The following is an 18,958-nucleotide window of genomic DNA, read 5'->3' as shown; positions in this document are numbered from 1 at the left end:
GTCTGTGGCAAGGAGCTTCTGTGGCGAGGGAGCTTATCGCCAATGTCTGCTTATTCCTTGTCCGCCAGCTCCACCAGATGGTCCTCCACCTCCTGGGGCTTGAGTACCAGCACATCGCTTTCCAGCGTGTCGAGCACGGCCTCGGCAGTATTGCCGATCAATGCCCCGGACAAGCCAGAGCGCGCCACGGTGCCGATCACGGTCACCGCCGCCTGGAGCTTGTGGGCCATGAACGGTATCAGCACGTCGGCCGGGCCTTCCTCGATGTGCAGGTGTTGGTCATCGATGTCGAATTCGGCCTGGAACGCCTGGCATTGTTCGCGGTAACGGGCCTCGATGGTTTCCTTGAGCTGGAACGTCGGGTCGGCCGCCGAGAGCATCGGCGAGGGGTGGGCGCTGATCACGTGCAGGTGCGCCTTGGCCAGGGCGGCGATGTCATAGCCATGATCGATGATGGTGGTGTGCAGGTGTCGGTGCTCGCCGTCCGCGTTGCCGACGTCGACGGCCGCGAGGATCACCTTGTCCTTCCAGGAGCCGGAGGTTTTTACCAGTAGCACCGGTGTCGGGCAGTGGCGCAGCAGTTTCCAGTCTGCCGGCGTCAGCAGGGCCTTCTTGAGCGGACTGTCGGCAAAGTGCTGTTTGATCACCAGGCCGCACCCTTCGGCTTGCTGCACGTCGACGATGGTTCCGTGCAGGCTTTCGTTCCAGGCCTGTTCGGTGGTGACACTGTAGCCGTCCGCCAGCAAGGCGGCTTTCAATACGCTGAGCAGGCCGGCGTGGTCATGCTTCTTGTCGCATACCAGCAAATGCAGGTGGGCCTGGGTCACCCCGGCGATCAGCTTGGCGCGCTTGAGCGCCAGGCTTTCCGAATGTTCAGGTTCGATGACCACCAGAATGCTGCGAATGGCTTGCATGATCGGCGTTCTCCCGCAAAGAAAAGGCGTGGCGTTGCTCAACTATAGTTGCTGTGCGGGCTTCGTCGACTTGATGCATATCAACGACGGCGGCTGGTGGTCTGGAGGCGGGCCGGTATAATCGGCGCCCTTCGCTCGATTACCTTTTCTCCGTGAGCCCCATGATCCTTCCTGAAATCCACGAATTCCTCGGTTGCCGCACCCCCGATGCCTGGGTCCAGGCGGCACTGGCCGACCAGGAAACGTTGCTGATCGACCACAAGAACTGCGAGTTCAAGGCCGCCAGCACCGCCTTGAGCCTGATCGCCAAGTACCATTCCCACGTCGACCTGATCAATATGATGTCGCGCCTGGCCCGGGAAGAACTGGTGCATCACGAGCAGGTCATGCGCTTGATGAAGAAGCGCAAGATCGGTCTGCGCCAGCTGTCCGCCGGGCGCTATGCGTCGGGCCTGCGCAAGGTGGTGCGTAGCCACGAGCCGGTCAAGCTGGTCGATACCCTGGTGGTTGGTGCGTTCATCGAGGCCCGCAGTTGCGAGCGTTTCGAGGCACTCGTGTCGCATCTGGACGAAGAACTGGGCAAGTTCTATTTCGGCTTGCTGAAAAGCGAGGCCCGGCATTTCCAGGGCTACCTGAAACTGGCCTACCAGTACGGTGACGCCAAGGACATCGCCCAGGTGATCGACAAGGTGCGTGAGGCGGAGCGGGAACTGATCGAATCGCCGGATGTGGAGTTTCGGTTCCACAGTGGTGTGCCGGTTCTGTAGGGCTGGATTGCCTTTGGATTACGCGGTCTTACGCCCAGGCACTCGCCACAGGTACCACGCCGCCACCGTCCGATAGGGGCTCCAGGCCAGGCCGATTTGCGTCATCTGCCGGCGGTTGGGTTGCTGCTCCAGCCCCTTGAGCCGTCGATACCCCTCGCGCACCCCGAAGTCATCCGCCGGCAGGATGTCTGGCCGCTCCAGGCTGTAGATCAGCAACATTTCCACGGTCCAACGCCCGACCCCGCGCAGGGCGGTCAGGCGTTCGATCAATGATTCTTCGTTCATGGCCAGCGCCGTGGGGTAATCCGGCACCAGCCCGTCGAGGGCCGCCTGGGCGATGCCGTGGAGGGTCGTGATCTTGCTGGCGGAAAAACCACAACTGCGCAGTTGAGTCGCGTCGGTCGCCAGGACCTGTTCGGGCCGTGGGAAGGTTTGCGCCGGGAACAGCGCCAGCAGCCGACCGAGAATCGCATCGCCGGCCTTGGTGTGCAGTTGTTGATAGGCGATGGCGCGCACCAGGGCTTCGTAGGGATCGCGGGTCGGTTTGGGCAGCAGCAGGCATGGGCCGGTGGCCTCGACAAGGCGTCGCCAGTCTTCGTCGAGGCTTGCCAGGAAGAGGCTGGCAGCGTGGTAGGGCGTGTCGGGCATCGGGTGCTCGCTCTGCGGTCGATCAAAACGCCAATGGCAGTGACACCTGCACGGCGGCCTTTTCCAGGCGCAGCAGGTACGCCTTGCGTGGTTGACCACCGCCATAGCCGGTCAGCGAGCCGTCCGCGCCGATCACCCGATGGCAGGGAATGACGATGGCCAGGCGGTTCTGTCCGTTGGCCAGCCCCACGGCGCGACTGGCACCGGGGCTGCCAAGGGCCGCGGCAATGCCACCGTAGCTGCGCGTTTCACCGTAGGGAATCTTTTGCAGTTCGGCCCAGACCCGCACGGCGAAGGCGCTGCCGGGCATGTGCAGCGGGACGTTGAATGCCGTGAGCTTGCCGGCGAAGTAGTCGGCCAGTTCGGTTTCGATCTGTTGTAAATGAGCGTTGTGCCCCGGCGCGACGGTATAGCCATAGCGTTGCTGCAACTCTTCCAGCTCCTTGGTCAAGGCCGGGCGGTCGAGGAATTCCAGCAGCACCAGGCCGCGGCGTTCGGCCATGGCCAGCATCGGTCCCAAAGGGGTGGTCAGGCGGGTGAACAGCAAGGGTTCGCTGAGGGCGGCCCGGCCTGGCGTGATGTGGAAGGATTTCACGAAGGCGTCGCGAAAGCCGCTCAATGACTCGTAGCCGGAATCGAACGCCGCATTGTCGATAGAGCTGCCTTGCTTGATGCCGCCCAAGGCAATGCCCAGGCGACGGGTGCGCAGGTAGGCGTGAAAAGTCATGCCGAAATGTTGCTTGAACCAGCGGCGCAATTTCAGCGGTTCGACGCCTTGTTCCATAAGCAGGGCGTCGGTCCAGCGCAGCTCGGGTTCGGCGTCCACGGCATTGAGCAGGGCCTGGATCCAATCCGGCGCGATGGCGGCGGCATCCAGTGGCTTGCAGCGCAGGCAGGCGCGGTAGCCGGCTGACATGGCTTCGTCGGCATGGACGAAGAATTCCACGTTCTCTGGCTTGGGCTTGCGTGCGGTGCAAGTGGGGCGACAGAAAATGCCGGTGGTCTTGACCGCAGTGAAGAACACCCCCTCGTAGGCGGTGTCTCGTTCGAGCATGGCGCGGACCATCTCGGCGTGGGGTGGGAGGAGCGAGTCTTGTCGGTTCATGGGGCTGAGCATAAAACCGTGCCGATGATGACTCCACCGAAAAATCGACAATGAATTCTCTGCTCGTTGGTCGGATGGCCGCGAACAAAAATAGAACCTTCGAGTCTTACGGCTACACCCGTTGATTCGCAGTTCCGGAGGCTTCATGTCTAAATCCAAAAAATCCCTTATTGCCGTTGCTGTCTGTGCCCTGGCGCTTGGCGCCTCTGCCTTGCTGCCGGCTGACCTGTCGCCCATCGGGGCGAGCTACGCCGCCGGTGGCAATGGCAATGGCGGTGGTGGCGGTCACGGCGGTGGAAACGGGGGTGGCAATGGCGGTGGTCACGGTGGTGGCATTGGCGGTGGTCTCGGTGGCGGCCAGGATCATGGCAAGTCCAGTGATTCCAGCGGCATCGGCAAGGGGCTGGCGAGCGATCACACTGGCACCCGCACCCGCGATCATGGTTTGAGCGGCAAGCACACCGGCACCACTCGCACCGACCGCACCAGCAAGGCTTCGCTCACCTCGGCCATCGCGAATGACCGTGATACCCGTGGCCTGACCAAGGCATCGGCGATTTCCGCCGCGCGGCCAGACGCCCACAACACCAAGGGCCTGACCAACGCAACGGCCTCTTCGATCAAGAACGATCTCAAGAACGACCATTGATCCGGCCAAAAAAGCCGCGACGCCCAGGCAGGGCGTCGCGGCTTTTTTTGCGCGTCTGGTACGCATCAGGCAGTTTTATTCAATAACTTGCGTGGCTGGAAAATTACGCTGGTCGCCCGTTCTCTGATGATGAAGAAGGTATGCGATGAGTCTGATTTTCTCCATGGCGGCGTTTGCCCTGGTCGCTTCCATCACGCCCGGTCCGGTCAACATCGTGGCCCTCGGTTCCGGGGCCCGATACGGCTTTCGTGCCACGCTGCGCCATGTGGCCGGGGCGACCCTGGGGTTTGTCTTGTTGCTGGTGCTGATGGGTCTGGGGCTGCATGAAGTGTTGTTGCGCTGGCCCGGCCTCGTGCGGGTGGTGCAACTGGGTGGCGTGGCCTTTCTGCTGTTCATGGCCTGGAAGCTGGCGACGGACAACGGTCAGTTAGGCGCCACGGACCAGGGGCGGGCGCCTTCGATGTTCTATGGCGCGCTGATGCAATGGCTCAATCCCAAGGCCTGGCTGGCCTGCGTGGCTGGGATGGGGGCGTTCGTGGCCGATGGGGAGGCGCGTCTGGTGTGGCAGTTCGCGGCGATTTACCTGGTGATCTGCTACGTCTCGGTAGGTTGCTGGGCCTACGCGGGCAGTTTCCTGCGCACCTGGTTGGGCAATCCAGCGACCCTGCGGTTATTCAATCGGGCGATGGCGGTGTTGCTGGTGGCGAGTGCGGTGTATTTGTTGTTGCCTTGAGCCGGATGTTGTGGCGAGGGCATCAGCCGCGATATTGGCCGGGCGTGGCCGCCAGGTGTTGTTTGAACGCCCGCTGGAAGTGCGCCTGGTCGGCAAACCCGCTGTTCAGCGCGACGTCGGCGATCAGCTTGCCTTCGCGCAATTGGCGCCGGGCGAACTGGATCCGACGGTTGACCAGGAAGGCGTGGGGCGTCATCCCGTAATGACGCTTGAAGGCTCGGCTCAGATAGGACGGCGACAACTGTGCGGCGGCGCAGATGTCTTCGAGCTTCAAGGCTTCGCAGCAGTGGTCGTGGATAAACTGCGCGGCTCGCATCAGGCCCGGATGGCTGCCCCGGTCCGGACGGCCGGCAGGGTTGAGGCGTTGTTGCAGGTCGGTAAAGAACGCCTCGGCGGCCGCATGCTTGTGGGCGGTGTCGAGGCGTTCATCCACCAACTGTTCGTACAGGTTCTGCAGCGCGGTGAACAACTCGATGTCCCGGCTGTGGGTGGTGGCGAAGCCTTGGAAATCCAGTGTCTCGTCAAAGCCGATACGGCGTTGCAGGTCTCTGAGCCACTGGGTGTCGACGTATAGCATCACGTAAGACCACGGCTGGTCGTCGATCGGGTTGCAGGCGTGGACGTCGCCGGGGTTCATCAGCACCACCGTACCGCTTTCCACCTGGAAATGGGATTGTTCGTGCAGGTAGGTACTGCGTCCGGCGGTGATCGCACCGATGGAGAAATGATCGTGGGAATGGCGCGAATAGCAGACCTTGCGTCCATCGGCGATGGCCCGCGCCTCGATGAACGGCAGGGCCGCGTCGCGCCAGAAGCGTGGGGCGGCGTCGTGGTTGGCATGCTTCATCGGTTGGCGTCCTCGTCTGGATCGTGCGGTGCAGTGTATTAGGTTTTGTACGAAAAGTGCCTGCGCGTCGGATTTAGCCGCTGGGTTTGAACGGCTACTGGCCTGGATGGACTAGACTCCACGGATCGCCATCGATGGAGTTTGTGATGCTTGCGCCAGGTAAACCGGACGACGAAGCCGTTCGCCTCAAGAAACTGCATTCGCTCAAGCTGCTCGATACTGCACCTGAAGAACGCTTTGACCGTTTGACCCGCCTGGCGCGGCGCCTGTTCGATGTGCCCATTGCATTGGTGAGCCTGGTGGACGCCCATCGGCAGTGGTTCAAGTCCAGCGTGGGCCTGGACGTCAGCGAAACCCCACGGGAGGTTTCCTTTTGTGGGCATACGATCTTGCAGGACCAGATCCTGGAAATCAGCGACGCGGAACAGGATGAGCGGTTCCGCGATAACCCCTTGGTCACCCGGGAGCCGGGTATCCGTTTTTATGCGGGGTATCCCCTGGGCCTGGAGGATGGCAGCCGGCTGGGTACGTTGTGTCTGATCGACACCCGTCCCCGCGTGCTCGACGACGAGGAACGCGACTTGCTCCGGGACCTGGCGCGCATGGCCGAGCAGGAAATGGTTGCCGTGCAGATGGCGAGCATGGATGAGCTGACACTGCTGTCCAATCGCCGTGGCTTCAAGCTACTGGCCCAGCATGCGCTGAGCGTTTGTGAGCGCTTGTCGCGTCCGGCGACGTTGCTGTTCTTCGACCTCGATGACTTCAAGCCCATCAACGACCGCTTCGGGCACGCCGAGGGCGACTCCGCCCTGAAGACGTTTGCCGACGTGTTGCGTATCGCTTTTCGCGAAAGCGATGTGATCGGACGCCTGGGCGGCGATGAGTTCGTGGCGCTGCTGACCGGTTCTTCCCATGTCGAGACAGCGGCAATCGTGGCGCGGGTCAAGGAAATCCTCGACGAGCGCAATGCCATGTTGCAGCGAGGCTATGCCATTCGCTTTAGTGTCGGCCAGATCGAATACGACGCCCGGCGCCATCAGTCGATCGACAGCCTGCTGGCTGATGCTGACGCGGCGATGTATGCCCACAAGCAGGCGCCGCGAAGCTAGCGCCGATGCGTCGTGGTGCCTGGGTTGAAGTCATCGCGAGCAAGCTTTGCTCCCACAGTTTCTTGGGGCGTTCTCAGGTCTTGCGCCCGCCACCTGTCTCTGTGGGAGCAAAGCTTGCTCGCGATAGCGATGGCACGGCCGACATCCATTCTCCACCCATGAAAAAGCCCTGAGCCGGAACACCGGGTCAGGGCCTTTTCATGCATCAGGTTTCAGCGTCGACGAAACAGCGGCAGCGGCTCGTCGGTGGCGGCCTGGTAGGTCACCGAGAAGTCCTTGAGGCTTTCGAGGGCGTCATAGGGGTCTTTGTCGGCGCGCAAGGCAAAGGCATCGAAACCGCAGCGGCGCATGTAGAACAGTTGGTCACGCAGCACATCGCCAATCGCTCGCAATTCACCCTTGAAGCCGTAGCGTTCGCGCAGCAGGCGGGCGTTGGAGTAGCTGCGACCGTCGGTGAAAGCCGGGAAGTTCAGGGCGATGACCTGCAACTGGTTGGCGTCTTCACCAATCTCTTCGGCTTCCTCGTCGGCGTCCAGCCAAACACCCAGGCCACCGTCGCGTGCCTTGAGGGCACGAGCATGGTCGCGCCACAGGGACAGCGGCACGATCAGGTCGTCGCAATTGGAGATGCCATCGAGGGTCGCGTCCTTGGGCAGCAGGTGCCAGGTTTCGTCGATGACCTCGTTGTTTTTAATTATTCGCTGCATAGACGCGTTCCTTGAAGAGGTCGATGCCGATACGTTGGTAGGTGTCGATGAAACGCTCGTCTTCGGTACGTTGTTCAACGTAGACGTCGATCAGCTTCTCGATCACGTCAGGCATGTCGTCCTGGGCAAAGGACGGGCCGAGGATCTTGCCCAGGCTGGCGTCGCGGCTGCCGCTGCCGCCCAGGGAAACCTGGTAGAACTCTTCGCCTTTCTTGTCCACGCCCAGGATGCCGATGTGGCCGACGTGGTGGTGACCGCAGGCGTTCATGCAACCGGAAATGTTCAGGTCCAGCTCGCCGATGTCGAACAGGTAGTCCAGGTCGTCGAAGCGACGCTGGATCGATTCGGCGATAGGGATCGACTTGGCGTTCGCCAGGGAGCAGAAGTCACCGCCCGGGCAGCAGATGATGTCGGTCAGCAGGCCGATGTTCGGCGTGGCGAAACCTTGCTCGCGCAATTCGCCCCACAGGGTGAACAACTGGCTCTGTTCAACGTCCGCCAGGATGATGTTCTGCTCATGGGAGGTGCGCAGCTGGCCGAAGCTGTAGCGCTCGGCCAGGTCGGCCACGGCGTCGAGCTGCTTGTCGGTGATGTCCCCCGGCGCGACGCCGGTCGGCTTCAGCGACAGGGTCACCGCGACATACCCTGGCTTCTTGTGGGCCAGGGTGTTGCGGGTACGCCAGCGGGCGAAGCCTGGATGCTCTTTGTCCAGCGCGGACAGTTCAGCGTCCTGGTTGCCCAGGGCCTTGTAGGCCGGGTCGACGAAGTGCTTGGCCACGCGATGGACTTCGGCTTCGGTCAGGGTCGTCTGGCCGCCGCGCAGGTGGACCATTTCGGCCTCGACCTTCTCGGCGAACACTTCAGGCGTGAGGGCCTTGACCAGGATCTTGATCCGCGCCTTGTACTTGTTGTCGCGACGGCCGTAGCGGTTGTACACCCGCAGGATGGCGTCGAGGTAGCTCAGCAGGTCCTGCCACGGCAGGAATTCGTTGATGAACGCGCCGACCACCGGCGTACGGCCAAGGCCGCCACCCACCAGTACACGGAAGCCCAGTTCGCCGGCGGCGTTGTAGACCGTTTCCAGGCCAATGTCGTGGACTTCGATGGCCGCACGGTCCGAGCTCGAACCGTTGATGGCGATCTTGAACTTGCGCGGCAGATAGGCGAATTCCGGGTGGAAGGTGGTCCACTGGCGGACGATCTCGCACCATGGGCGCGGGTCGATCAGTTCATCGGCCGCGACGCCGGCGAACTGGTCGGTGGTGACGTTACGCAGGCAGTTGCCGCTGGTCTGGATCGCGTGCATCTGTACCGTGGCCAGTTCAGCCAGGATCTCGGGCACGTCTTCCAGGGCCGGCCAGTTGTACTGGACGTTCTGCCGGGTACTGATGTGGGCGTAGCCCTTGTCGTAGTCGCGGGCAATCTGGGCCAGCTTGCGCACCTGGCGCGACGTCAGTTGGCCATAGGGCACGGCCACGCGCAGCATCGGGGCGAAGCGCTGGATATACAGGCCATTCTGCAGGCGCAGAGGGCGGAATTCTTCTTCGCTCAGCTCGCCTGCCAGATAGCGTCGGGTTTGATCACGGAACTGCTTGACGCGGTCCTCGATGATCCGCTGATCGTACTCGTCATATACGTACATATAAGTCTCGGTCTCAGGCTTGTGCCGATCAGAAACAGCGGCGTGTTGGCTCGCTGGAATCGGGTTCTGCCTCGGCAATTCTGCGCGCACGGCCGCGCACTCCTAGAGGAGCCGGTGCACGATACCTGTTTTGAGTTATGCGCAAAAGTGATGTTTGAGTATATGTAAAGAACCAAATCGCCTAATGAGATTGATTATTGCCTAACCCACATTTGTCGTGCGGGCAATCATCGTCTTAACTGTGGTCGAGTCTTTGAGCAATCACCGACAAAACCGACAAGAGGCGATGCAATGAGCAATCCGACCAAAGCAAGGAAAAGCGACAGTACCGTGGATGCCTGGGCCATTTTGTTCCTGATCATCCTGGTGGTGGGCACCGCGGTATTCTGGGTCAGTCATCAATAACGCTCGAACCGTTGCGCCCATGAGGCTCCCAAGTTCAGGTGCCCGTTCGCCACCCGGGTCGTTATACTGGGTGGCGTATTATTCAGGGCGGGTGGGATGTCGAAGTTTATCTGCAGGCTGGTAGCTTTTTTATGCCTGCCACTCTGGTTGCCGCTGCAGGCTGCCAGCACGGTTTCTCCTCCAGCCCAGGCCAGGGCTGCGACTTCGGTGGTGTTCCTCAATCCAGGGCGTTCGACGGAAACTTTCTGGGTCAGCTATACCGAGTTCATGCAGGCCGCCGCCAGCGGGCTGGGTTTGCGTCTGCGCGTGGAATACGCCGAGCGCGACCCGGAGCGCATGATCCGCCAGGCTCAAGAGGTCATCACCGCGGCTGAGCGTCCGGATTACCTGGTGCTGGTCAACGAACAGTATGTCGCTCCACGCATCCTGCAATTGGCGCAGGGCAGCGGGATCAAGCTGTTCCTGGTGAACAACACGCTGACCGGCGACCAGATTCGCCTGTTGATGCAACAAGGCGCGCCGCCTCCCGAACTGCTCGGCAGCCTGGTGCCTGACGACGAGCGCAGCGGCTACCTGATGCTCACCGAACTGTTGCGCCAGCATGGGCCGTTGGCGCCCGGGCAGACCCTCGATCTGCTGGCATTTTCCGGAAAGAAGTCGACGCCTTCGGCGCAACTGCGCGAAAAAGGCCTGTATCGCGCGCTGGCCGAACACCCGCAAGTGCGCCTGCGCCAGTTGGTTTATGGCGAGTGGAATCGCGAACGGTCCTACGAGCAGGCCAGTCAACTGGCCAAGCGGTATCCGCAGACTGCGCTGGTGTGGTCCGCCAATGATGAAATGGCCCTGGGCGCCATGCAGGCGTTCGAAGAGGCGGGGCGCCGGCCAGGCAAGGACGTGCTGTTCAGCGCGATCAACAGCTCCAGGCCCGCGCTCCAGGCGCGCATCGACGGGCGCCTGAGCGTCCTGTTCGCCGGGCATTTCAGTCTCGGTGGCTGGGCCATGGTCATGCTCAGTGACCACGCCCAAGGTGTCGACCTCGCGCGCCACGGCGGCTACAACCAGCAAATCGACCTGATGCAGTCCCTCGACCCAGCCCGCGCCCGCGCCTGGCTGCACATGGATCCGGCCAAGGACTATCGCCTGGATTTCAAGCGCTTCAGCCTGGTGTCCCATCCGAATGGCGAGCCCTACGCGTTTTCGCTCGATGCACTGGGACGTCGTTGAGGGGGCGTGGGGAAAATTGCCGGGCACGCAGGTCGCTAAACACCCGCGAAGTACAAGACCAGATTAACGATCCCATACAGCGTCAACCCGAAAACCACCGTAAACACAATGCCCAGCAGGATGAAGTGGCTCGGCTTGCCGTGGGTGAAATCCCGCGCGCGGTTCTTGCCGCTTTGCACGCCGAAGGCGGCTGCCAGGATGCTGTGCACCATCTGCAACAGGGTGGGTGGCTTGTTGTCGATTGGATCGTCCATAAATCCCTCGTCTGCTGTGTTTGAGGCAAGCATAGACAAAAGATCGCCGCCTGCGGCAGCTTCGCTCGGCGATGGACTTCCCCGGTCCTGGGCCTGGTTTCATCAAGGCACCAGCCTTCGGCCCATGTCTCTACTGTCAGTTCTGTCAGTATCCGCCTTGGTGTGATTGGGCCATCCTGATGGCTCTAATCCTTGGTCGGGGTCCGTGTCATGAACACCGGAAGCTCGTTCACAACTACGGCTACGTTTATTTTTCTCCTGGGCCTGCTGGCTGCCGGCTGCCGCAATACGGAAACCGCCAGCCAGATGGACACGCCACAACCGACCGCTGCAAGTGTGTATGCCGATGCGATTGGCTCTGCCCGCTTCGAGCGTTCGGCGGTGAAGGTTGAGCAGGGCTACACGGTAGAAAGTGGCAATCTTTATACCCGTGATGGTGAGACGGGCTCGCTGGTGGTGGTCCGCTCACCTGATGGCGCGGTCACATCAATTATCGATGAGCCTGGCAAGCGCGGCCTGCTGGTGGTCGATACGAAGGGGAAAAGCACTTTTACCGAAGAGCCGGCATATGATTATCTGACTCCGGATGCACTGGACTCTAAGGATTCGGAGCCGGCTGCAAAACAAGGTGCTATCAAGGCAGGGGAGCATCAATATATCGATATGTTGGTGGCTTATTCTGCTGCGGCGTTTGCTCGTTTGAATACAGATCCTGTTGCTTATGCTCTTGCACAATTAGAGACGGCCAACCTTGGTCTTAGGAACTCCTTGGTCGCTGATCTGTCTCTGCGACTTGCAGCGGTAAATGTGTTTGATGTTGACTATGGCATGACGGATGACGGAATTTTTGCTTGGCAAACGAAGCTTTCACCCTACAGGCGTCTATACAGTTCGGATGTAAATGCTGTCTACATTGAAGGGGGAGGTGGGCTGGCGTATGTCGGTGGATATACAAGTGTTAATGGTCGGTCAAGCCCAGAGGCATTTCGACATGAAATAGGGCACAATGTCGGTGGAAGTCATTGCAACAATAATCCAGCAAGATACAGTTTTGGCTATCACAATGGTAAATCTCAAACCTATCTCTGCGGAAATAAGGTTCCTTATTACTCGACGCCAGCTGTCAGGGATGCTCACGGCCTGCCGTTGGGTGACGCGCAGACGGCCGATATGGCTCGTGTATGGCGGGAAAATGGGGCATGGCTTAGCGGCTTCCATCCAGAGTTGCCTGGCCTGCGCATGATGCTTGTCAGTTCTTCCGGCGAGGATGCCTATGCCTTTGCTACGTTGAATATTCCCGTTACATTGGCAGAAAATGCCGCGATTGTTGCACTGTCCGAAAGTGTTGGGCCCACCAGCATGATTCCGAGCTCGAGTAACAATACAAAAACGACGCTGAGTGCGAGATTGCTGAATGCGAAGGGTAAAGAGGTCACGGTACAGTTTAGGGCTCAGCGCAGAAGGGCAAGTTGTCTAACGGAAATAAATGTCAGCAATATGTGTGCGGGGTTTCCTCTGCATCTTGAGATTAAATACTATCCGCAGTTTGGCAGTAACGCATCATTGCCGCGAGGTTATTACAATGGGCTTCTAAAGCTTGAGGCTAGAAGTTCTGACTCAAATTGGAAGATGCCCATCAATATTGCTGTCTCGATACGAAAATAAAAAAACTGCATGAGTTGAGAGGCGTGTTGCCAGGGCGCCTCCCAACCGAACGCCGGCTCAGCTGTCGTAGCCCAAATTCGGCGCCAACCACCGCTCGGTCACGCTCAGCTCCTGGCCTTTGCGGCCGGTATAACTCTGCACCTGATCCTTATCGATCTTACCCACCGCAAAGTATTGCGCCTGGGGATGGGCGAAGTACCAGCCGCTGACCGCCGCCGCCGGGAACATGGCGTAGTGTTCGGTGAGGAACACGCCGCTGCGTCCGGCTTTCAGTTCGCGGGCCTCGGGGTCGAGCAGGCGGAACAGGGTGGCTTTCTCGGTGTGGTCCGGACAGGCCGGGTAGCCGGGGGCAGGGCGGATACCGGTGTACTGCTCCTTGATCAGCGCCTCGTTGTCCAGGTTTTCGTCCTGGGCGTAACCCCAATAATCCTTGCGCACCTGCTGGTGCAACCATTCGGCGCAGGCTTCGGCGAGGCGGTCGGCCAGTGCCTTGACCATGATCGAGTTGTAGTCGTCGCCGGCCTGTTGGTAGGCCTTGGCGACTTCTTCGGCGCCGATGCCGGCGGTGGTGATGAAACCGCCGACGTAGTCGGTCACACCGCTGTCCTTCGGTGCAACGAAGTCGGCCAGGGAGAAGTTCGGCTTGCCGTCGGTCTTGATGATCTGCTGGCGCAGGTGATGCAGGCGGGCCAGTGGCTTGCCATCGTCGCCGTAGACTTCCAGGTCGTCGTCATGCACCTGGTTGGCCGGCCAGAAGCCGAACACGGCGCGGGCGCTGATGAGCTTTTCGTCGATCAGCTTGCGCAGCATGGCCTGGGCATCGGCGTACAACGCGGTGGCGGCTTCGCCGACCACTTCGTCGGTGAGGATGCGTGGGAACTTGCCGGCCAGGTCCCAGGAAATGAAGAACGGTGTCCAGTCGATGTAGTCGACCAGGACGTTCAGGTCGATGTCGTCCAGCACTCGCGCACCGGTGAACGTCGGCTGGACCGGCTGGTAGCTGCTCCAGTCGAACTGCGGTTTCTTCGCCACGGCGGCGGCGTAGCTCAGGCGCTCGGTGCGGGCACTGCGGTTGGCGGTGCGCTCACGCACGTCGGCGTATTCCAGGCGGGTCTTCTCGACGAACGCCGGCTTGAGTTCCTTGGATAGCAGCTGGGTGGCGACGCCGACGGCGCGAGAGGCGTCGGTGACGTAGACCACTGCGTCGTTGCTGTACTTGGGGTCGATCTTCACCGCGGTGTGGGCCTTGGAGGTCGTCGCACCACCGATCATCAGCGGCAGGTGGAAGTCCTGGCGCTGCATCTCGCGCGCCACGTGGACCATTTCATCCAGGGACGGCGTGATCAGCCCGGACAGGCCGATGATGTCGCACTTTTCGTCCCGGGCCACCTGCAGGATTTTCTCCGCCGGGACCATCACGCCCAGGTCGACGATGTCGTAGCCGTTGCACCCGAGCACCACGCCGACGATGTTCTTGCCGATGTCATGGACGTCGCCCTTGACCGTGGCCATGAGGATCTTGCCCTTGGCTTCGGGCTTGTCGCCTTTTTCCGCCTCGATGAACGGGATCAGGTGGGCCACGGCCTGTTTCATCACCCGCGCGGATTTCACCACTTGGGGCAGGAACATTTTACCGGCGCCGAACAGGTCGCCGACGATGTTCATGCCGGCCATCAGCGGGCCTTCGATGACTTCGATCGGACGGGCGAAGGACAGCCGCGACTCCTCGGTGTCTTCGACGATGTGGGTGGTGATCCCCTTGACCAGGGCATGTTCCAGGCGCCGGTTGACGTCCCAACCGCGCCACTCTTCGGTTTCCGCTTCCTTGACGCTGCCGTCGCCCTTGTACTTGTCGGCGATGGCCAGCAGGGCGTCGGTGCCTTCGGGGGTGCGGTTGAGGATCACGTCTTCCACGGCGTCGCGCAGTTCCACCGGGATCTGGTCGTAGATCTCCAGTTGGCCGGCGTTGACGATGCCCATGGTCAGCCCCGCACGGATCGCATACAGCAGGAACACTGAGTGGATCGCCTCGCGCACCGGGTTGTTGCCGCGGAACGAGAAGGACACGTTGGACACGCCGCCGGAGGTCAGGGCGTAGGGCAGTTCGTCGCGGATGTAGGCGCAGGCGTTGATGAAATCCACGGCATAGTTGTTGTGCTCTTCGATGCCGGTGGCGACGGCGAAGATGTTCGGGTCGAAGATGATGTCTTCCGGCGGGAAGCCGACTTCGTTGACCAGGATATCGTAGGAGCGTTTGCAGATCTCCTTCTTGCGCGCCTCGGTGTCGGCCTGGCCGGCTTCATCGAAGGCCATTACCACCACGGCGGCGCCGTAGCGCTTGCACAGTTTGGCGTGATGGATGAACTGCTCGACGCCTTCCTTCATGCTGATGGAGTTGACGATGCCCTTGCCCTGGATGCACTTGAGGCCGGCTTCGATCACGTCCCATTTCGAGGAGTCGATCATGATCGGCACGCGGGAGATGTCCGGCTCGCCGGCGATCAGATTGAGGAAGGTCACCATGGCCTTCTTCGAGTCGAGCATGCCCTCGTCCATGTTGATGTCGATCACCTGGGCGCCGGCCTCGACCTGTTGCAGGGCGACTTCGAGGGCTTCGGTGTAGTTGTCCTCGCGGATCAGGCGGGCGAACTTGGCGGAACCGGTGATGTTGGTCCGCTCGCCGACGTTGACGAACAAGGAACTGCGATCGATGGTGAACGGCTCCAGGCCCGATAGGCGACAGGCCCGCGGGATATCCGGAATCTGCCGCGGCGCGTAGCCGGCCACGGCCTTGGCGATGGCTTCGATGTGCGCCGGAGTGGTGCCGCAGCAACCGCCGACGATGTTCAGGAAGCCGCTCTGGGCGAATTCTTCGATGACCTTGGCCGTTTGCGCCGGCAGTTCGTCGTATTCGCCGAATTCGTTGGGCAGGCCAGCGTTCGGGTGCGCCGACACGTGGGTGTTGGCCTTGTTCGACAACTCTTCCAGGTACGGGCGCAGTTCGCTGGCGCCCAGGGCGCAGTTCAAGCCCACGGAGATCGGCTTGGCGTGGGCCACGGAGTTCCAGAAGGCTTCGGTGGTCTGGCCGGAGAGGGTGCGGCCGGAAGCGTCGGTGATGGTGCCGGAAATCATGATCGGCAGCTCGACGCCCAGTTCTTCGTAGACCCCTTGCACGGCAAAGATCGCCGCCTTGGCGTTCAGTGTGTCGAAGATGGTCTCGATCAGGATCAGGTCGGCACCGCCTTCGATCAGGCCCTTGGTGGCCTCGGTGTAGTTTTCCACCAGTTCGTCGAAGGTCACGTTGCGGTAGCCGGGATTGTTCACGTCTGGCGAGAGCGAGCAGGTACGGCTGGTCGGGCCGAGCACGCCGGCGACGAAGCGCGGCTTGTCCGGGGTTTCCAGGGTCTTGGCGTCGGCCACCTTGCGGGCCAGGCGCGCGCCTTCCAGGTTCAGCTCGTAGGCCAGGCCTTGCATTCCGTAGTCGGCCTGGGACACCTGGGTGGCGTTGAAGGTGTTGGTTTCCAGGATGTCGGCACCGGCATCCAGGTAGGCTTTTTCAATCGCGCCGATTACGTCCGGGCGGGTCAGCACCAGCAGGTCGTTGTTGCCCTTGACGTCGCTTGGCCAGTCGGCGAAGCGCTTGCCACGGTAATCCTGTTCTTCCAGCTTGAAGCTCTGGATCATCGTACCCATGCCGCCGTCGAGGATCAGGATGCGTTCCTTGAGGGCTTGCTGGAGAAGATGGAGGCGAGCGCTGCGATCGGACATAGGACTACCTGGGAAAAGACCATTACGAGGTCCGGGATAATAACAAAGCTGTGCAGGATTTGATCGCGACCGGCTTTTGCATGAATATCGCTCATGTTTGCTTCCCGGTGCTGGCCCGGTAGAATCGCCGGATACATCTCCCAGGGACCGAGACATGCCGTACCGCGTCTTATTCGGCAGTCTGTTGCTGCTGTTGTCTTTCAGCTCAGTGGCAAAGGATCCTGCGCCAGCGCTGTCCTATACCCGCGACATCCAGCCGATCTTCACGGAGAAATGCGTGGCCTGTCATGCCTGCTATGACTCGGCCTGCCAGTTGAACCTGGGCAGCGGGGAAGGCGCGGCGCGGGGGGCGAGCAAGTTGTCGGTGTACGACGGCGAGCGGCGCCAGGCGGCCGAGCCGACCCGCCTGTTCTATGACGCTTCTGGCCAGCGGGCCTGGCAGCGCAAGGGGTTCTATTCGGTGCTCGATGCCCAGGGCAGCCAGGCGGCCTTGATGGCGCGGATGCTGGAGCTGGGGCATCGCACGCCTTTGCAGCCCAACGCCAAGCTGCCGGAAGAGATCGTGCTGGGCCTCAACCGGGAAAACAGCTGCGCGATGCCGGGACAGTTCGACGAGTACGCCGCTGCCCATCCCAAGGAAGGCATGCCCCTGGCGGTCACCGGCCTGACCGACCAGCAATACCAGACGCTCCAGCGCTGGCTGGCCGCCGGCGCTCCGATCGACCAGCAGGCCCTGGCGCCGAGCGCTGCCGAAGCCTTGCAGGTGGTGCAGTGGGAAAACCTGCTCAACACCCCTGGCGCCCGGGAAAGCCTGGTGGGCCGCTGGTTGTTCGAGCACTGGTTCCTGGCCCACATCTACTTCAAGGGCGGCGAACCGGGGCATTTCTTCCAATGGGTCCGCTCGCGCACGCCCACCGGCCAGCCGATCGACCTGATCAACACCCGCCGCCCGAACGACGATCCGGGCACCCGTATCTATTACCGGCTCTGGCCGGTGCAAGGCGTGATCGTGCACAAGACCCACATCACTTACGGGCTTAGCGCGGCGAAAATGGCGCGGGTGAAAAGCCTGTTCTACAGCGGCAAATGGCAGGTCAGCGCGTTGCCTGGCTATGGGCCGGAGCGCCGGGCCAACCCGTTTTCCACCTTTGAAGCGATCCCGGCCCAGGCGCGTTATCAGTTCATGCTCGATAACGCCGAGTATTTCGTGCGCACGTTCATCCGTGGCCCGGTGTGTCGGGGGCAGATCGCCACGGACGTGATCCGCGACAACTTCTGGGCGTTGTTCCAGGCGCCCGAACATGACCTGTACATCACCGACCCCAACTACCGCGGCCAGGCCACGCCACTGCTGGCGATGCCGGGGCAGAACGACGACGTGGGCAGCGTCGTCAGCCTGTGGCTCGACTACCGGGACAAGCGCAACGAGTATGAAGCCCTGCGTCGCGACAGTTATGCCAACCTGCCGGCGCCGAGTTGGTCAACGCTCTGGGCGGGCAATGACAACGCCTTGCTGAGTATCTTTCGGCATTTCGACAGCGCCTCGGTCACCAAGGGACTGATCGGCGAGGTGCCGCAGACGATGTGGCTGTTCGACTTCCCATTGCTGGAGCGCACCTATTACCAGTTGGCGGTCAACTTCGATGTGTTCGGCAACGTCTCCCACCAGGCCCAGACCCGGCTGTACTTCGACTTGATCCGTAATGGCGCGGAGTTGAATTTCCTGCGCCTGATGCCCGCCGACTCCCGGGAGGATTACCTGGACGACTGGTACCAGGCCGGTGGCCAATTCAAGATGTGGCTCGATTACGAGGCCATCGACGATGACAAGCCGACCGCGCTCAAGCTCGACGAACGCGACCCCAAGCGCGATTTCGCCCGGCAACTGCTGGCCCGTTATGGCGAGTTGAACGCACGGCCCGATCCGATCAACCGCTGCGAAGGCGCCTACTGCTCGCGCCCGAACATCGATCCGGCCCTGCAAAACGCTGAACAGGCCCTCAGTCGCCTGGTGTCGCGTCCGGCGGCGGGGCTGGCGGTGATCAATCAGCTGCCCGAAGCGACGATGCTGCGCATCGAAACCGCCGACGGCCATCGCGAGGTCTACAGCCTGCTGCGCAACCGCGCCCACAGCAATGTGGCGTTCCTACTGGGCGAGCAGATGCGCTACCAACCGGGCCTGGACACGTTGACGGTCTACCCGGGGGTGTTCAGCAGCTACCCGAACTTCATGTTCAACATGGCGGCCGGGCAGGTGCCAGCGTTCGTCGATGCCATGGAGAAGGTCGAAAATGAGCAGGATTTCGAGCGGATCGTCGAGCATTGGGGGATTCGGCGCAGTCACCCGCAGTTCTGGCACTATTTCCATGATCTGAGCCAGTACATCCAGGAAACGGACCCCTTGGAAGCCGGCGTGCTGGACATGAACCGCTACCAGAATCTATGAATCGGCTCTTCCGGCGGTGGTTTCTGGTCGACGGCTTTCCTGACAGAAATACTGGGACTTTGTCAGGCGCCATGA

General features: G+C 61.4%; 15 protein-coding genes. 7 read left to right on the top strand and 8 right to left on the bottom strand.

Annotated elements, in window-relative coordinates; translation table 11 throughout:
• Positions 1-50: 50 nt before the first annotated feature.
• Positions 51-914, bottom strand: coding sequence for a universal stress protein (locus N4Q37_RS00965; RefSeq protein WP_260954562.1), 864 nt, complete (start codon positions 912-914; stop codon positions 51-53).
• 161 nt (positions 915-1,075) lie between these two features.
• Between N4Q37_RS00965 and miaE the strand changes: the two genes are divergently transcribed.
• Positions 1,076-1,681, top strand: coding sequence for a tRNA-(ms[2]io[6]A)-hydroxylase (miaE, locus tag N4Q37_RS00960; protein WP_260954561.1), 606 nt, complete (start codon positions 1,076-1,078; stop codon positions 1,679-1,681).
• An 18-nt stretch (positions 1,682-1,699) separates the two neighbouring features.
• Here the strand turns inward: miaE and N4Q37_RS00955 are convergent, their stop codons facing one another.
• Both N4Q37_RS00955 and N4Q37_RS00950 read right to left on the bottom strand, forming a co-directional pair.
• Entirely contained in the window at positions 1,700-2,329 is a 630-nt protein-coding gene (locus N4Q37_RS00955) for a DNA-3-methyladenine glycosylase family protein (protein WP_260954560.1), read from the bottom strand.
• A 22-nt stretch (positions 2,330-2,351) separates the two neighbouring features.
• Positions 2,352-3,434, bottom strand: a complete 1,083-nt coding sequence (locus N4Q37_RS00950) for a bifunctional transcriptional activator/DNA repair enzyme AdaA (RefSeq protein WP_260954559.1) — start codon at positions 3,432-3,434, stop codon at positions 2,352-2,354.
• Positions 3,435-3,579: 145 nt separating this feature from the next.
• Here N4Q37_RS00950 and N4Q37_RS00945 point away from each other — a divergent pair, with 145 nt between their 5' ends.
• Positions 3,580-4,083: a hypothetical protein gene (locus N4Q37_RS00945; RefSeq protein ID WP_260954558.1), complete on the top strand. Its 504-nt coding sequence runs from the start codon at positions 3,580-3,582 to the stop codon at positions 4,081-4,083.
• A 145-nt stretch (positions 4,084-4,228) separates the two neighbouring features.
• Positions 4,229-4,816, top strand: a complete 588-nt coding sequence (locus tag N4Q37_RS00940; protein WP_260954557.1) for a LysE family translocator — start codon at positions 4,229-4,231, stop codon at positions 4,814-4,816.
• Between the two features lie 22 nt (positions 4,817-4,838).
• On the opposite strand, the gene N4Q37_RS00935 is transcribed toward N4Q37_RS00940, so the two are convergent.
• A complete protein-coding gene (locus tag N4Q37_RS00935; protein WP_260954555.1) occupies positions 4,839-5,663 on the bottom strand; it encodes a helix-turn-helix transcriptional regulator in 825 nt (274 codons plus the stop codon).
• 146 nt (positions 5,664-5,809) lie between these two features.
• On the opposite strand from N4Q37_RS00935, the gene N4Q37_RS00930 reads away from it, so the two are divergent.
• The gene (locus tag N4Q37_RS00930; protein ID WP_260954554.1) at positions 5,810-6,772 is read left to right on the top strand and encodes a GGDEF domain-containing protein; all 963 of its coding nucleotides are present in this window, start codon (positions 5,810-5,812) and stop codon (positions 6,770-6,772) included.
• A 212-nt stretch (positions 6,773-6,984) separates the two neighbouring features.
• On the opposite strand, the gene N4Q37_RS00925 is transcribed toward N4Q37_RS00930, so the two are convergent.
• Entirely contained in the window at positions 6,985-7,479 is a 495-nt protein-coding gene (locus N4Q37_RS00925) for a DUF934 domain-containing protein (RefSeq protein ID WP_260954553.1), read from the bottom strand.
• Positions 7,463-9,121, bottom strand: coding sequence for a nitrite/sulfite reductase (locus N4Q37_RS00920; RefSeq protein WP_260954552.1), 1,659 nt, complete (start codon positions 9,119-9,121; stop codon positions 7,463-7,465). The genes N4Q37_RS00925 and N4Q37_RS00920 overlap by 17 nt, the downstream gene beginning before the upstream one ends.
• A 501-nt stretch (positions 9,122-9,622) precedes the next feature.
• Between N4Q37_RS00920 and N4Q37_RS00915 the strand changes: the two genes are divergently transcribed.
• Positions 9,623-10,750 carry an ABC transporter substrate-binding protein gene (locus N4Q37_RS00915; RefSeq protein ID WP_260954551.1) on the top strand — a complete coding sequence of 376 codons (1,128 nt, stop codon included), beginning with the start codon at positions 9,623-9,625 and terminating at the stop codon, positions 10,748-10,750.
• Positions 10,751-10,785: 35 nt separating this feature from the next.
• Here N4Q37_RS00915 and N4Q37_RS00910 read toward each other — a convergent pair whose 3' ends face one another.
• Positions 10,786-11,004, bottom strand: coding sequence for a DUF2970 domain-containing protein (locus tag N4Q37_RS00910; protein WP_260954550.1), 219 nt, complete (start codon positions 11,002-11,004; stop codon positions 10,786-10,788).
• A gap of 210 nt (positions 11,005-11,214) precedes the next feature.
• Here N4Q37_RS00910 and N4Q37_RS00905 point away from each other — a divergent pair, with 210 nt between their 5' ends.
• Complete coding sequence (locus N4Q37_RS00905) at positions 11,215-12,669, top strand: hypothetical protein (protein ID WP_260954549.1); 1,455 nt, start codon at positions 11,215-11,217, stop codon at positions 12,667-12,669.
• A gap of 57 nt (positions 12,670-12,726) precedes the next feature.
• Here the strand turns inward: N4Q37_RS00905 and metH are convergent, their stop codons facing one another.
• On the bottom strand, positions 12,727-16,437 hold the full coding sequence (gene metH / locus N4Q37_RS00900; protein WP_260954548.1) for a methionine synthase: 3,711 nt from the start codon (positions 16,435-16,437) through the stop codon (positions 12,727-12,729).
• Between the two features lie 154 nt (positions 16,438-16,591).
• On the opposite strand from metH, the gene N4Q37_RS00895 reads away from it, so the two are divergent.
• The gene (locus N4Q37_RS00895) at positions 16,592-18,883 is read left to right on the top strand and encodes a fatty acid cis/trans isomerase (RefSeq protein ID WP_260954547.1); all 2,292 of its coding nucleotides are present in this window, start codon (positions 16,592-16,594) and stop codon (positions 18,881-18,883) included.
• Positions 18,884-18,958: the final 75 nt, after the last annotated feature.

The sequence above is a fragment of the Pseudomonas citri genome, from assembly GCF_025336485.1.
Classification (GTDB): domain Bacteria; phylum Pseudomonadota; class Gammaproteobacteria; order Pseudomonadales; family Pseudomonadaceae; genus Aquipseudomonas; species Aquipseudomonas citri.
Note: the sequence above shows the minus strand (reverse complement) of the source record. Positions and strands in the feature narration are given on the sequence as shown.

Bases quoted from the DNA above. Each gene is read 5' to 3' on its own strand.
- N4Q37_RS00965 (WP_260954562.1), bottom strand. From the start codon at position 914: ATGCAAGCCATTCGCAGCATTCTGGTGGTCATCGAACCTGAACATTCG.
- miaE (WP_260954561.1), top strand. From the start codon at position 1,076: ATGATCCTTCCTGAAATCCACGAATTCCTCGGTTGCCGCACCCCCGAT.
- N4Q37_RS00955 (WP_260954560.1), bottom strand. From the start codon at position 2,329: ATGCCCGACACGCCCTACCACGCTGCCAGCCTCTTCCTGGCAAGCCTC.
- N4Q37_RS00950 (WP_260954559.1), bottom strand. From the start codon at position 3,434: ATGAACCGACAAGACTCGCTCCTCCCACCCCACGCCGAGATGGTCCGC.
- N4Q37_RS00945 (WP_260954558.1), top strand. From the start codon at position 3,580: ATGTCTAAATCCAAAAAATCCCTTATTGCCGTTGCTGTCTGTGCCCTG.
- N4Q37_RS00940 (WP_260954557.1), top strand. From the start codon at position 4,229: ATGAGTCTGATTTTCTCCATGGCGGCGTTTGCCCTGGTCGCTTCCATC.
- N4Q37_RS00935 (WP_260954555.1), bottom strand. From the start codon at position 5,663: ATGAAGCATGCCAACCACGACGCCGCCCCACGCTTCTGGCGCGACGCG.
- N4Q37_RS00930 (WP_260954554.1), top strand. From the start codon at position 5,810: ATGCTTGCGCCAGGTAAACCGGACGACGAAGCCGTTCGCCTCAAGAAA.
- N4Q37_RS00925 (WP_260954553.1), bottom strand. From the start codon at position 7,479: ATGCAGCGAATAATTAAAAACAACGAGGTCATCGACGAAACCTGGCAC.
- N4Q37_RS00920 (WP_260954552.1), bottom strand. From the start codon at position 9,121: ATGTACGTATATGACGAGTACGATCAGCGGATCATCGAGGACCGCGTC.
- N4Q37_RS00915 (WP_260954551.1), top strand. From the start codon at position 9,623: ATGTCGAAGTTTATCTGCAGGCTGGTAGCTTTTTTATGCCTGCCACTC.
- N4Q37_RS00910 (WP_260954550.1), bottom strand. From the start codon at position 11,004: ATGGACGATCCAATCGACAACAAGCCACCCACCCTGTTGCAGATGGTG.
- N4Q37_RS00905 (WP_260954549.1), top strand. From the start codon at position 11,215: ATGAACACCGGAAGCTCGTTCACAACTACGGCTACGTTTATTTTTCTC.
- metH (WP_260954548.1), bottom strand. From the start codon at position 16,437: ATGTCCGATCGCAGCGCTCGCCTCCATCTTCTCCAGCAAGCCCTCAAG.
- N4Q37_RS00895 (WP_260954547.1), top strand. From the start codon at position 16,592: ATGCCGTACCGCGTCTTATTCGGCAGTCTGTTGCTGCTGTTGTCTTTC.